Source organism: Microvirga ossetica, from assembly GCF_002741015.1.
Classification (GTDB): Bacteria; Pseudomonadota; Alphaproteobacteria; order Rhizobiales; family Beijerinckiaceae; genus Microvirga; species Microvirga ossetica.
On sequence record NZ_CP016620.1, the window covers coordinates 352,942 to 367,065 of the forward strand.

Below are 14,124 nucleotides of genomic sequence, written 5' to 3' on the forward strand. Positions count from 1 at the left end.
GGCCCAGGTTCCGGCCGGAGCCCGGCCCCTCCCGGGCTCCGCGCCCCATGACGAACCGGTCGGAGTGCGCCATGGTCATGCATCCCGTTGAGATGGGGCCGTTCTTCCCTGCAGCTTCCGAGGAACGGGAGCTCCTGGAGCATGGCGATGCCCCGACGCGGGACGGGGCCCCCAACGAGGCGGCGGCTGCGCTGCGCAAGGCTGCAGAGGTCGTCTACAGGTTCATCCTGGAGAAGCAGCCCGCCGATTACCGGACCCTGATGAGCCTGGGCTACCTGGCTCGGCAGCGCGGTGACGCGGTCACCGCCCTGGACTATTTCGCGACAGCGCGGGGCGTCAATCCGGTCCGCACTCGCCCGCAGCTCGAGATGGCGGTGGAGCTGCGGACGCTGTCGCGTCTCGATGAGGCGGAGGATCTCTATCGCGGCCTTATGGAGGGGCACCCGAATCTCGTGCGTGCGCTCGCGGGCCTCGGGCAGATCGAGCAACTGCGCGGCAGGCCCAGGCAGGCGTTGCGCTACTATCAGGCTGCCGCGGCGGCCGACCCGGCCCGGGCCGACCTGAAACTCCACGCCGCCGCGCAGCTGCGCCGGCTGTCGCGCTTCCGCGAGGCGGAGCAGGTCTATCGCGACATCCTGGCCGACCGGCCGGGCCATGCCGTCGCCCAGCGGCGGCTCGAGAGGCTGCCCCGGTCGACCGCATCAGGCCTCGCGCCCATGGAGAGCGGATGGCTTGGGCGGGAGACCTTTCTGCGCGCCGCCGAGTGGGGCGGGCATCTCGAGGCCCTGGGCAGACCCGCCTTCGGCATGAGCGTTTTGGCGCTGGCGCAGGACTTCGCCGCCGGAGCGTCGGAGGAGGTCAAGAGCGACTGCATTCTCCTGCGCCTGGGACGGCGGACCAAGCTGCTGCCCCTGGTGCCGAGCCTGGAGGACTACGCGGGGCTTCTCACGCGGGAGGCGAAGGCGTTGCGTCCGAGCGACCTGCTCGGATACGTGCCCGCGCGGCCGGAGAGCGTATGGACGAACGGCGCGGCCCTCGTCATGAGCCACCGCGAGGTGGCATGGCGCCGGGAGAATCTGGCGAGAATGCCCGGGGCGTCCCTTCAGGCGTGTCGGCGGAGCATCCGAACGCTGCAAGAGGCCGGCGCGCAGGTGGAGCCGGTCGGCCCCGGGAACTTGGCGCGCGTGGTTGCTTGCGAGGAGCGGCGGCATGCCGCGCCTACGGGCGAGAGACCGCCGGCGTCACAGCGGGCGCGCACGGCCTGGATCTTGGAGAACCTGCCTCTGCTTGAAGCCCTGGGGGTGAAGCACGTAGCCGTGGTGATGGACGGCGACGTCGTCGGCTACGCGGTGGGCAGCCCTCTTGGCACGTCGTGGGCCGCTTGCGTGCGTGCCGCACACGACCACCTGGACGGCATTGTCCCGCTGCTCGTGCGCGAGCACGCCAAGCTGTACCCGGACCGGGAATGGATCAGCGCGGGCCGGCTCGGGAGACGCCACGGGCTTGCTGCGGTCGCGCAGGAGCTTCCCGCGAAGGTTCTTGACAAACGGACGAAGGCGGGATGGATTCAGGCGTAGCTTGCGCGGCCCGTGGGTCGCCTGCCGCGCCGACGGCGATTACCTCATCCTGGGGAGCGGTGACGACTTATTCGCTCGCAGGATACTTCCTTTGGGTATTGCCGCTTGCGTTCCGCCCGGCCGAATCTCGTTGTAGTCTTCTCTCCACAGCGGGTCTGGATCGGATAGCGCATGATGAAAACAGCCAGCATGCGCGTGCTTGCAGCAGGAAACCTCTTCAGCAACCAGCCGGTCCTACAGCTCGCGCTCCTCGACCATGAAGCGCAGCTCCGAGTATCACTGTCCGCCTCTCGATTGATCCTGAAGGCCATTCCCGTTCAGCGGGAGGAGACGCTGGACTTCCAGGCCTGGAAGATCCTGCACGATGGGCAAGATCCCGTTCGCGCCGCCCTCGTGGTCGAAGCCCTCGCGCTGCTGATCCAGCGAGCGGTGAACATCCCGGTGAGCTTCTCTGCCACGGCAGCCGGAATCGCCGCGTGCGAGAGCCATGCGATCTTCGAGATCGAGAATACCGATGCGGGTCTCCAGGCCGGAGAGATCGCCGTCCGGCTGCTCGCCGAACTTGCGAGCTCGGATGCTGGCCGCGTCCGCAGGGCGTTCGAAAAAGAGTTCGCGGCGTACGTGAAAAGCACGGCCGGCACCATCCCCGAGGCCGAGACCTTGGACATCGCCAAGCGCGCCCGGCGGAGGGGCATTCCCTGGATGAGCCTTCCGAACTGCACCTTCATCCAGCTGGGGCACGGCCGCTACAAGACGGTGATGTCGGCCTCTGAATCGTCGTATTCCTCCTCGATGGCATCGAAACTCGCCAAGAGAAAGCAGATCACCAACCCGATGCTGGCGGCCGTGGGGCTGCCGATGGCGATCCAGAGAACCGCGCGGACCCTGAACGAGGCTCTCGTGGCGGCGCGGTGGATCGGCTTTCCAGTGGTGGTCAAGCCCGCGGAAGGCAAGAAGGGCAAGGGGGTCACGGTCGGCGTGGCCGACGACGCTCAGATGGGCAGCGCTTTCAAGAGCGCCCAGGCCGTGTCGCGCCGCGTCGTGGTCGAGTCCCTCATCCCCGGCGACGAATACCGCATCCTGGTGATCGACGGGCAGTTTCGGGCCGCGGCGATGCGGCGTCCCGCCCACGTGAAAGGCGATGGCCGGAGCACGATTCGCCAGCTGATCGAGCGGGAGAACAGGAACCCTGAAAGACAGTTCGGCGCGCACACTAATCTCTATCCTCTGATGGCCGACCGGGAGGCGCAAACATGCCTCAGCGAGCAGGGCGTTTCGCTCGACACGGTTCTCGAGCCCGGACGTGTGGCGTTCCTGCGCCGGGTGTCAAACATCTCCCAGGGCGGCGACACGGTCGACGTGACCGACTCCGTTCATCCGTCGGTTCGCGAGATCGCCGAGCGCGCGGCATCCATTCTCGGCATCGACGTGTGTGGCGTGGATTACATTACGAAAGACATCTCGCGTCCGCATGGGGAGGTGGGAGGTGCGATCTGCGAGGTGAATTCCCGTCCGGGCCTGAGCGTCCACATGGTGGTGTCGGAGGGCACACCGCGCGACATGGCGGCCGCCGTTCTCGAGCGGCTCTTCCCGGATGGCGCTCCCAGTCGCGTGCGGGTCGTGGCGATCTCCGGCGATTGCGACGAGAAAAGCGTCCAACGCGCCATCGTTGCGCTAGCGGCGAGGAAGGGTCGCCATGTGGGAATAGTCGCGCCGGGACCAGGCGGAATCCGGGGCTCGCATGTCCCCTGCGCCAGTCACCTGGAGCAGATTGGCGCGATCACGATGGACGGCGATCTCGAGGCGGCTGTCGTCGTGGTGCCGCCGCACGACATCGTGAGGTTCGGGTTGGGCCTGGATCACGTGGACCTGGCAATCGTTCCGGCCGGTGAGGCATCAGCCCGGAGCGAGGCGGCTCGCGGGATCCTCGATCGCGTTTCGGGAGGGAACCTGATCACGGCGGACGATCCGCAGCTTGTCGACCGCGTCCGTAACGCTCTCAAGCCTGCCCTGGCGAGACATGGCAAGGCAGACGTCAGAGAAACGGCACGGCCGCAGACCTTTCCAGTCGCGCGCACTTCCGCGCCAACCGACATGCGCGGGAGGTCCGACACGGCCGAGTTCACCGCTCTCTTGGTCGGAGATATCGGCTTCGGCGAGCCCTATTTCGGCCACCCCCGCGCGTTGGAACTGAAGCAGCTCTACGCAACGGGCGGATACGGATCTTCGCTGCGTCGCGTGTCGGAACTTCTCGCTGCCGCAGACTTGAGGATCGGAAACCTCGAAGTTCCGCTTGCCCCTGCGCCGGACCCGATCCTCCAGGGCTATAAGAAATATCTCGGCTGGTCGGATCCCGACGAAACCGTCCGGGCCCTCGTCAAAGCCCGTTTTGATGCCGTGTCGCTTGCCAACAACCATTCGCTCGACGGCGGCGAACAGGGGCTCAGGAGCACGATCCAAAAGCTGCACGAAGCCGGGATTGCATCGTTCGGTGCGGACATGGATCAGGCGGCTGCAAGCCAGCCCTTCATGAAGACGGTCAGGATCGGAGCGTCCGAGAGAACGATTGTGGTCTTCGGCTGCTTCGAGCATCGCAGCAAGTACGAGCGGCAGTACAGGTGGTATGCCGGGCCGGATCGGCCCGGAGTCAATCCGATCCTGCCGGAGATCATCGCAGCTCAGATCAAAGCCTTGCGCGTAGCCGTCCCGTCGCCATTTTTCATCATCTATCCGCATTGGGGAACGGATTATCTCGATGTCCAGCAGAGCCAGCGCGAATACGCCCGACAGCTCATGTCTGCCGGCGCGGATCTGATTGTGGGCCACGGCGCTCACGTCCTGCAGGGAGTGGAGCAGGTTGCCGGCCGCCTTGTCGTCTATGGCCTCGGCAATTTCGTGTGGAATTCGCCAGGGCGCTACACAAAGCTCCAAGCGACGCCCTACAGCCTCGCGGCTGCCGTGTGTTTCCGGTGCGTGGACGATCGGGAGACACTATCCCTGCGGCTGTACCCGCTGCTCACGGACAACGCGGTGACAAAATTCCAAAGCCGGAGGGTGAGCGCGGCGGAATTCCCGGATGCCCTGGCGGTTCTCACCCGCAACCTCGACGGGCCGACCGGCAAGGCGGGACTCCATGAGGATCCCCGCGGGTCCTACCTGGAGATTCCTGTCGACGCGGTGCGATGACCATCGCCCGTATCAACCCCCGCGTCGCTGCAGCGGCGGGCGTCGCGGCAAGAGGACCCTGCCGCTGGGCTTTGAAAACATCTCGCCGCCGTTCCACTGGGCCACGGCACCGCCCGCTTGCGGCGCATGCGAGCCTGTGCCATCGGGGTGAGCGGCGCTTGGACGGGCACAGGACGCTGTGATCCGTTCGGGCTTAGGGTCTCCACGTTACCGCAACTTCTCCCGGCGGTGGCGCACTAATCATTTGGTGGTACCTAAAAATTTTCCACTGCCACGATTTCGCCTCATTCAGCAGTGAGAAGCTTACGCCAGTCGACGAGGCTATAGTCTTGTTGACTGAAGTACTGCAGAGATGTTTGATCTGCTGATTTTAGTACCTCTTTCCACTTCACATCATCTAATCGCCTATCCTAATAGGGTTTATTCAATATCATTCTAGCACCGCACAAAAGCCCCAGGAAAAGGGGCTCGGTGATACTTGGGGACAATCAATCATGGCGCTCAATGTAACTTCTGCCCCGCCGGGCAAGCAGACCCTTTCTGTCGACTTCGGCGGGACGACGCTGCAGGTCTACACTTATCGACCGGCCGGTGAGATCAAGGGAGTCCTGCTCAATTTTCACGGTGACAGCCGTGGTGCAAGCAGCGCCCGCGATGCCGCGATGAAGATTGCGGATGAGAAGGGCTATTATGTCGTGGCCCCGTTGTTCGACGAAGCACGGTTTGGCGACAGCGACCTGTATCAGCAGGGCGGCATCATCGACGGCGGCAAATTCATCGCCGACCGGGACGAGTGGACCATTTCCATCGTGAACGACATTGCCGATTGGGCGAACGCCCGCGTCGGGACCGATGCCAGCGACGAGACCGTCCTGTTCGGCCACTCGGCCGGCGGTCAGTTCCTGAGCCGCCTTGCGGCCTATGGCGACGACAGCACCTTCGACAAGATGATCATCGCCAATCCCTCCACCCACGTGTTGCCGAGCCTGACCGAGAAGGCCACCTACGGCTTCGGCGGCGGATACTTCTCGTCGCAGGAATCGGAAGCCCTGCTGAAGGACTACCTCGCCGATCCGATCACGATCTATCTCGGCTCAGAGGACAACGATTCGAGCGGGGAAAACCTCGCGACAGGCTCGGCGGCCATGCGCCAGGGTGCGACCCGCCTGGAGCGCGGCCTCAACACGTACGAAGCGGCCAAGAAGATGGCCGAGGCCAAGGGCTGGGACTTCAACTGGGAACTCGTCATCGCCGACGGCGTCGGCCACACGGCCGGCGGGATGCTGCGCTCCCCGGCGCTGCTCGATGCGATCGACACGGACACGCCGATCCCCACGCCGACTCCGACGCCGACCCCCACTCCTATCCCGCCACCAGTCCCGGCCGGCAAGATCTTCGACTTCGACACTGCCAAGGCGGCCAACGGCGCCGCCACCATCACCAATTACGTCGACGGCGACAGGTTCGACTTCTCGGGCATCGACGCCTCCACCGCCCTCAGCGGCGACCAGGCCTTCAAGTTTCTCGGACTAGTGCCCTCGAGCGCGTTCACCACGGGCGGCATGGAGTTGCGCGTGCGCTACGACGCGGAGCTCGACGAGACTCACATCTACGGCAATGTCGATCGGGACACCGGCTACGAGTTCCGGCTTGAGGTGAAAGGCCACCACGCCTTCACGGCCAACGACTTCATTCTCTGAACCCAGCGGATGTGTTGATTCGCTGACGGCGAGCGCCACCTAGGGCTGCGTTCACCTCGGCGGTCCGTTCTCGGCCCGCGTTAGCCAAAAGCGCCACGAGCCCTCGGGAGAATTCCTCCGGGGGCTTTCTCGTGGCCTGCGCCCTCGACACCCCCGATCGCCTTCGTAAGCAGTTCGGGATCTTCCCTACAACAGCCGATGTCCTGATGGCGCGATGTGCAGAGCAGGGCGCGCACCTGACCGGTGCCATGGCAGTGATTGACCGCGAGGTCCCTTTTCTTGCCACGGCGCACCGCATTTTCGGGGGGAGCAAGCATCGCGCAGCATCCGCGCTGCGCGTCAAAAAGAGCTGGGTTTTCCTCGGAGGCAAGGCTGCAAACCCGCAGCTTATGACACATACGTGCAAGGCACCTGCGTTCGCATTCGCCATCAGTCTGCGGATAGGCTTCCACGGACGTGGGGTCGCACGAGCGGCAACTCACCGGATGACTGTCAGGCGAAGCCTGCCTCCTGTTGCGTTTCGTCTCCCATCGATCGCAACGCCTGGACCAATCGAAATGGCCCGTCTGGTCGACCCGAAATACAAAGAAGCTTTGCTCTCCGGTTCGACTCACGCCTCGCTCGCGACCGGCAACGTGCGCGTCATCCTCGTCGACGCCGCCGACACCACCTTCGCCAAAGACGACGCGACGTGCCGGAAGCGGTGATCCTCGACGTCGGATCACATCGATCCGCCGCCTTCGAGGGCCCGGATCACCGACATGGAACGGATCATCTCGAAAGTCGAATGCCCGGTCTCGGGGGCATAGACCAACTCCCAGCCGAACCGGCAGCCCAGGCGGGAGGCCTGGCGCCGGCCGAGGGCAAAGGTCCGCTTGCCGCGATTCTTGCGGTGCGCCCCTTGGCGCTGGGCCTCCACGGTCATGGTCAACTGGGGATCCTCTGGGTCATCGTCCTCGGTGCCGAGATAGATCGTCACCGGCGCCCCCAAGTAGGCTCTCAGCTTCTCATGCTCCTTGGCGGCGATGTAGACTCCTCCCATGCCGTACGGCACGGCCTCGCCCTCAGGATAGCGGCCGAGCAGCGGCAGTACGTAGGTGGATGCGTTCGCCACCACGATACGCTCCGCGCCATGGGGCTCGAACGCTGCAGCGCGCGACAGAAACTGTCCACCAGCCGAATGGCCCCAGCACCAGTACGGCAGGGCGGTGTTCGCTTCCTCGGCCCGCATCCAGTCGGCCAGGAGTTTCACGAAGCGGGTGGTCCATCGGCGGGCGGGCTTGAGGTCGCCGGAATCGTCCAGCAATCCGCCATAGTGATAATCATGAACGGCAAACCGCTCCTTGTCGAACAGGGGCGCGGCCACCACGAAGCCCGCGACATCCGCAAGGTCGATCGCGTGATCGCGGTAATGGGCCGCTGTACGGGATGTGCCGTGGTAGACGAGCAGAATGCCGTTGATCGCCCCGTCGGGCTTGTAGGTGTAGACCTCGAAAGCGGTGCCGTCGAGGGTCGCGTGCAGCATTGCGGAGCCGGAGGGGATCATGGTCGTCTCACAACGTGACGCAGCGGATTACGCCCGGGCGCGGCCATGCCCCGCACGGAGCATTCGCCGGCCGGGCGTGGCCGTCGAGAGCCGGACGGGGGCTCCGGCCGACGGGATGAGGCCGCCGGCGGGCCGGATCCGGACGGGTTCTGCGCTTGCTGATCCACGCTCGACGCTGCCTCCGCTAGCCGCTCACGCTCGCGAACCAAGGCTCGCGGGCGCGCCTCATGATAAGCCCGTGACGGATCCTGTCCATGGCCGCCCCGTCGCGCGGCGCGGAGCGAACCGGTCCGGGGCCCTCCCGGTTGCGTATGATGGCGTCGTGTCGGCAGGCGGGCTCGTGTCCTGCCGCCGTCGCCGAAAAGGCAGGCATGGGTCAATCCAAAGGAGTAGACCGGATGCCATCTCACGAAGGAGCGACGATTCTTGTAGCTTCAGGTCGTGGCTGACAGGCCGCCCTCCGGTGCCGTCGACGATCGCGACGGCGCAATGTCTCGCCACGAACCGAGGAGAGCAGCGCATGCTCACGATTCCACAGGAATTGGCGGATCTGAACAAGATCGAGCTGAGCCACTACGCGGATTTCTCGAATGCCGCCGCTCTGCACAAAGCCGTATCTTGGTCCTATTTCTTCCCGTATCTCTATTTCCTAGGAATGAGCGAACCTCGCCAAGCCCTGTTGTTCGAGCAGATCGAAGGATCGATCCTCCTCTACAGGCTGCAGGAGCGCGACGAGAAGCTCAGGCTGGGCCTCCTTCTCCCGCCGTTCCCCTTCGCTCGTCTCCCGTTGCGACGGGCCCTCGAGCGCATGCGGGACTTCAACCACAACCGGGTGGGCCGGATCAGCCGGATCCAGGAGAGTGACGCCCTGCCGCTCGCGCGCGAAGGTCTCGAGATACGCTTCCACAGCGACGAGTACATCTACGACTGCGCCGCCGTTCTCGCGATGAGGGGCGGCTCCTACGAGGCGCTCCGCAGGAAGATCTCGCACTACGCCAACACCGCGAGCGTCGTCGTGCGGGATTTCCGGAAAGAGGACGCGCAGGACTGCATGAAGCTCAGGAAGAAATGGTACAAGGGCCTGCTCAACGCCGGTGTGAAGGTCGGTCCCTATTACCGGTACAGCCAAGAATGCCTGGCAAACGCGGAAGTCTTCTCGAGCGATGTGCTGAGCGGCCAGGTCATCGAGGTGGAGGGCACCGTCCGGGCCTTCACGTTCGGGGGAACGATCAATCAGAGATTCGGCAGCATCTTCATTACCATCTCCGACCACGACCTGCCGGGCCTCGCGTATCTGCAACGCTACCATCTGATGAAGAAGCATCCCCACGTCGCCTACTTCAACGACTTCTCGGACAGCGGGCGGGCCGGGCTGGCCCAGATGAAGCGGACGTTCAGGCCGGTACGGATGCACGGCCTGTATTCGGCACGGGAGCAGTGACGGCGTTCGACGTCACGGCAGGGGCTCGCGCGGCGGGACGGTCTCGGCCGGTCACCGGCCGACGGGCGTGCCGGCTCCGAGGAGGGCTTCGCCCTCGTTCACGGCGAGGCCCGACAGGCGATAGAGGATGAAGCCGTCCGTGTCCGAAGTCACCGTGGCGAGGATCGCACCGAACACGTCCCTGATCTCTCCGAGAATCTCGCCGGTGACCAGCTCCGACAGGTCCTTCGCCGGATACCAGAGGCCGCCGCACGGGGCTGACGGGACTCACTTGGTGACGAAGTCCGGCTCGGACTGCGGCGGAGACTCGACCGGCCCCTCGATCTTGCCGAGATGGTGCATCACTCGCAGGATGCCCGCCGTCATGTGCCCGACAGTGTCGCTGCCCTACAGGCCGTTTTCGCTCACCTCGGGCAGAAGGCTGGGCACGCCGAGTCTGGAGGCGGCGTTGACGGTGTAGCCCTCTCCTCCGGCTGCGACCGGAATGCCGAACGCCGTGGCGAGCGCCTTGGATCTGTCGCACCGGTTCAGCAAGATCGTGAACGGCGCGACGGACTCGACGAGGTCTCCGCTATAGAGGTCGATATAGGCGTCCGCCAGCGGATAGACGCTCGACGCCAGCCAATGGGCGAGGTGCTCGCTGACAGTTCCGGATGACTTCGACAGGAAAGCGACGGCGCTTGAGTAGAGGCATCACGGTCGCTCCTCGGATACCTGCCATCCTCTAAACCACCAAGGTTAATGCAGCGGAGCCCTTGGAGCGGATTGCGGCATTGGCAACCCTATCGCCAAGCCCAAGGGCATGTACTGGGCCACCTTCGATCGCAAGATGAAGCAGATCGAGGCCGAAGAGGTCGTCTGCGATGCCTGTCTCCTCCAGTTCGTTCAGAGGCTTGCGCAACTTGGATGACAATCAAGCATTATGGGTCCCGGCCGGAGCAAACGTCCCGCGGCTCAGTGCTCCCGTGCACTGAAGACGGCGTGCATCTCCACGGGTCTGAACTGCTGCTTCATGGCGCGCACCCCCGGGCGCCCGGCATCGTCCGAGTCGTTGAAGTGGGTCAGGCCCGGCCACCCGGCCATGAGGCGGTGACTGAGGAGATAGGCAAGCCCGTGAACGCCCGGGTCGGCGATGCCGAGATAATGGCTTCCCAAGGTGGAGGTGAGCGGGCCTCCGAAGGCAAAGCCGCGCACAGTGCTGTCGACCTCGGCCACCAGCCCCTGGAGGAGCGAGGGTGGAAAGCGATCCGCTGCGGCCAGGCAGGCGAGCGTGCTCGTGTAGCCCTCCGGCTTTACGCCTCTGGCGGCAAGCCGCTCCCGCCAAGCCTTGGTGAGAGCGAGGCAGGTGGAATAATCGGCCCTCGTATAGGGACGCGTGACGACCACCCCCGCCCTGAGGGCGCGCGAGAGCTCCTGCCGCAATCCCTTGAAGGCCGCCCCTCGCAGCGCCACGACCGCGTCACGGTCGTAGATGAATTCCTCGCCTCTCACGGAGATCGCGAAGCCTTCCCGCGCGATCCGCAGTGCTTGCCCCTCTTCCACGAAGATGATCCGGCCCGAGCGGTCGCCGTTGAAATCCCGCATCCACTGCACCGCATGCCGCAGTGCCGCCGGATCGAAGGGAAAAGGCGGAAGGAACAGGTTCATCTGCGACTTCACCTGCGAGCCGACCTTTCGCTGGCGGATCTGGTAGGTCAGGATCGCCCCGGCATGGCGCTCCCAGCGCAGCGCATGCGCCTCGGACTGTCCGTAGAAGTACAGACGGGGAAAGTAATAGGAGGCCGCCCTCGCACCTGCGTGCTCCGCAGCGGCGCGGAAAGCCTCGGCGTCCTCGACCGCAATGGGTGAGAGAGAGGTCAACTCACCGGTACGGACTGGAATCAGCATGTGAGGGCTCCTGGCAAGTGGTTCCCTTGGTTGGCCAGCTTAGCTTTCGCATTCATACATTGTTAGGCGGCATTTGAGGTAATTCTGCCGGAGCTCCCCTGCCGTCCGAGTTTCACGACCGGTCTTCTCCGAAATCACAGATCCCGATAGCCCCACTGCCGTTTGGTCTGAGCAATAGTCTCAAGGGCTCGTCCTGCCTCGGCCTCGCTGGCGAACACCTCCGCCAGCCCCTGTGTTCGTGCCGATCCGGCTCCAGTGGCGGTTGAACCGATGCGATAGTAGAGGAACTAGCTCACTCAGTCGAGCTTGCTTCCCATACGCTTCCCAATCCGGTTTTCTGGGAAGCAAGACCAAACCTGATCGGCATCTAAGTGCCTGATAATGCTTGGTGAGCGCGCTGGGACTCGAACCCAGGACCCTCTGATTAAAAGTCAGAGCGTCTTCCGGCCGCTGAAAGATCCCAAGAGCGTACCGCACTAGCGGAGGGATTCACAGATCGCCGGAAACGCCCCATGCTGGATGCTGGTGATTTGCCTTCGGACCGATCCATATGTCCACGTCTCCTCTGAGGCCCCTGCGGGCGCATCAGCAGGCTCTTGCAGGCCTTGTTGATGCAATGACACGCGGCGAAGCGACAGGGGTTACCGACATCCTGGCGGCCGTGACGCCTGGCGGCGGCAAGTCCCTCCTCCCCGTGATTGCTGCGGCTCGCCTGCTCGAGGCCGGCTACGTCGAGCGGATTTGCTGGGTTGTGCCCCGCGACAGCCTCCGCCTCCAAGCCGAAGAGGCCTTTGCCGATCCGGTCTGGCGAGCCGCGCTTGGCCATGCGCTCTCAGTTCGTGCAGCCGACAACGAACCAGACCCGAGCCGGGGCTTGGCTGGGTACATCACCACGTACCAGGCGATCGCGGCGGCACCGGACCTGCATCTTGCCGAACTCCGCCGCCATCGCACCCTGCTCGTGGTTGATGAGGTGCATCACCTGCCCACTCTCAGCGAGTACGAGCCAGCCGCATCTGCAAGTTCCGGTCAAGCTCCTCCCCTGAACGAAGATGCCTCAGCGTGGAGCCGGGCGCTGCTGCCGCTTCTGGAATCTGCAGCTCTGCGCTTGCTTCTCTCGGGGACCCTGGAGCGTGCGGATGGCCGGCGCATCCTGTGGCTGCCTTATCGCACTGGACCCGACGCTGGCACGCAGGAGGTTGATCTGGAGGCTCCCAGCTGGGCGATCACCGGCTACTCACGAACTCAAGCGGTAGCGGAGCGCGCGGTGCTCCCCATCACCTTTGGTGCCCTCGATGGTGAAGCCAGTTGGTTGCAAGCAGGACGAACCGCGACGGACGACGTCCGGCTGGGCCCCCATCGCCTGTCAGGCCCCTACCCGACCGAGACCACCCGCCCTGCCCTGTTCACCGCTCTGCGGACAGGATTTGCCCGGGAGTTGCTCCAGGAGGCTTTTAGGGCCACACGCAATCTCAGATCACGCCGGCGGGCCGAGCGGGGGCTGGCTGCCGATGAAGTCGTCCGGGGTCTCGGCAAGCTGCTCGTGGTCGCGCCTGATCAGCGTAGTGCCCGGCGCTACTGTGAGATGCTGCGAAGCTGGATGCCACCCCGGCAGGCCGAGAGGGAGGTACGATTGGCGATCTCGAATGAGCGTGGTGCACCCGAGGCGCTGGCCGCCTTTCGGCTGACAGCAGAGCCGGCGATCCTGGTCACGGTGGCCATGGCCTACGAAGGGCTGGATGCGCCGGAGGTCGCGGTGGTGGCTGCCCTGACCCACATCCGCAGCCGCCCCTGGCTTGAACAGATGATCGCCCGAGCCACGCGAGTGGATCCTCATGCGGGTCCCTACGAGAGTCAGCGCGCCCTCGTCTTCCACCCGGACGATCCGCTGTTTGTCCGCTTCCGCCGCAGCATCGAGGCTGAGCAGGGGATGCTGGCCCGTCAGCGTCGGCGCAATGCTGAGGCGGAGACACCATCTTGGCTCGCCGAGCATCTCGCGGCACACCGGGATGAGGGCGAGGGGCGTGGAATTACGCCCTTGGAGAGTAATGCGCTGGGTCTGCGCTTTGCAACGCTGAAGCCCGGCCCGGTGTTCGAAGAGACGCGCCGAGAACGAAAGGCCGACCAAGCACATCTGATCGAGCCGCCTTCCGCGACGGAACGGCGGCTGCGGGCGCGCATCGGTGAGGCCGTTGCCGCTCAGGCAGTGGAGGACGAAGCCGGCCTGCAGATACCGCATGTTGGTGAGGGGCTCTACCACCGCTACAATGCGGTGCTGAAGCGGGTGTTCGGCAACAAGGGCCGAGGTCAGATGACCCTGCCTGAACTCGAGGCAGCTTTGACCTGGCTGGAGCGCAACCGCCTCAGTGATCACCTCCACCACTTGGAAGGCGATCCTCGCTACGCTTGGACGGCGGCTCGACGGCGCCGCTTGGTCTGGGACCAACGGTCCTCCCACTCCGGCTCTGCGTCTGATCCCTCGGCCACGTCGGCGAAGATCATCCCGAAGGGCAGCTTCCCCCAACAGAGCATTAGGTTGCCACGGCAGGGTTGATAGACCCCTTGGTTGTCGCTGGGCACTTTGGCGTGAGATTCTCGATTTGGAGCAGCTGTAGGCATCTTGGCGTGAGACTCTGGGGCTTTGGAATCTCAAGTTAACTGCCCATGTAGGACGGCTTCGGGAACATCCCTGCCCTCCTCCCTTTCGGCTAACGCTATGATCTTATTGGCGTTGATGCGCGATCAAACACTCCGATCGTTTGTTGGCCGGCTGGGCTCAGCACACTC

At 64.6% G+C, this 14,124-nt stretch carries 10 protein-coding genes and 1 tRNA gene; 6 read left to right on the top strand and 5 right to left on the bottom strand.

Annotated elements, in window-relative coordinates; all coding sequences use genetic code 11:
* Positions 1-71 precede the first annotated feature (71 nt).
* The 3 genes from BB934_RS44690 to BB934_RS44700 all read left to right on the top strand — a co-directional run bounded on the left by BB934_RS44690 (position 72) and on the right by BB934_RS44700 (position 6,463).
* Positions 72-1,577 carry a tetratricopeptide repeat protein gene (locus tag BB934_RS44690; protein ID WP_157934725.1) on the top strand — a complete coding sequence of 502 codons (1,506 nt, stop codon included), beginning with the start codon at positions 72-74 and terminating at the stop codon, positions 1,575-1,577.
* A 171-nt stretch (positions 1,578-1,748) separates the two neighbouring features.
* On the top strand, positions 1,749-4,763 hold the full coding sequence (locus BB934_RS44695; protein ID WP_099515947.1) for a CapA family protein: 3,015 nt from the start codon (positions 1,749-1,751) through the stop codon (positions 4,761-4,763).
* 494 nt (positions 4,764-5,257) lie between these two features.
* Positions 5,258-6,463, top strand: coding sequence for an alpha/beta hydrolase family protein (locus BB934_RS44700; protein WP_099515948.1), 1,206 nt, complete (start codon positions 5,258-5,260; stop codon positions 6,461-6,463).
* An 80-nt stretch (positions 6,464-6,543) separates the two neighbouring features.
* On the opposite strand, the gene BB934_RS51405 is transcribed toward BB934_RS44700, so the two are convergent.
* Complete coding sequence (locus BB934_RS51405; protein ID WP_099515949.1) at positions 6,544-6,861, bottom strand: endonuclease domain-containing protein; 318 nt, start codon at positions 6,859-6,861, stop codon at positions 6,544-6,546.
* 159 nt (positions 6,862-7,020) lie between these two features.
* Between BB934_RS51405 and BB934_RS51410 the strand changes: the two genes are divergently transcribed.
* Positions 7,021-7,170, top strand: coding sequence for a hypothetical protein (locus BB934_RS51410; protein ID WP_157934727.1), 150 nt, complete (start codon positions 7,021-7,023; stop codon positions 7,168-7,170).
* Between the two features lie 14 nt (positions 7,171-7,184).
* Here BB934_RS51410 and BB934_RS44710 read toward each other — a convergent pair whose 3' ends face one another.
* On the bottom strand, positions 7,185-8,009 hold the full coding sequence (locus BB934_RS44710) for an alpha/beta fold hydrolase (RefSeq protein ID WP_099515950.1): 825 nt from the start codon (positions 8,007-8,009) through the stop codon (positions 7,185-7,187).
* A gap of 520 nt (positions 8,010-8,529) precedes the next feature.
* On the opposite strand from BB934_RS44710, the gene BB934_RS44720 reads away from it, so the two are divergent.
* Positions 8,530-9,450 (top strand): phosphatidylglycerol lysyltransferase domain-containing protein, encoded by a 921-nt coding sequence (locus tag BB934_RS44720; RefSeq protein ID WP_099515952.1) that lies wholly within the window; start codon positions 8,530-8,532, stop codon positions 9,448-9,450.
* A gap of 51 nt (positions 9,451-9,501) precedes the next feature.
* On the opposite strand, the gene BB934_RS50380 is transcribed toward BB934_RS44720, so the two are convergent.
* From BB934_RS50380 to BB934_RS44730, 3 genes are all read right to left on the bottom strand, one after another.
* Complete coding sequence (locus BB934_RS50380) at positions 9,502-9,627, bottom strand: hypothetical protein (RefSeq protein ID WP_257792392.1); 126 nt, start codon at positions 9,625-9,627, stop codon at positions 9,502-9,504.
* 777 nt (positions 9,628-10,404) lie between these two features.
* Positions 10,405-11,337 (bottom strand): phosphatidylglycerol lysyltransferase domain-containing protein, encoded by a 933-nt coding sequence (locus BB934_RS44725; protein WP_099515953.1) that lies wholly within the window; start codon positions 11,335-11,337, stop codon positions 10,405-10,407.
* A 386-nt stretch (positions 11,338-11,723) separates the two neighbouring features.
* Positions 11,724-11,799, bottom strand: a tRNA-Lys gene (locus tag BB934_RS44730).
* 88 nt (positions 11,800-11,887) lie between these two features.
* Between BB934_RS44730 and BB934_RS44735 the strand changes: the two genes are divergently transcribed.
* On the top strand, positions 11,888-13,891 hold the full coding sequence (locus BB934_RS44735) for a DEAD/DEAH box helicase (protein WP_099515954.1): 2,004 nt from the start codon (positions 11,888-11,890) through the stop codon (positions 13,889-13,891).
* Positions 13,892-14,124 lie beyond the last annotated feature (233 nt).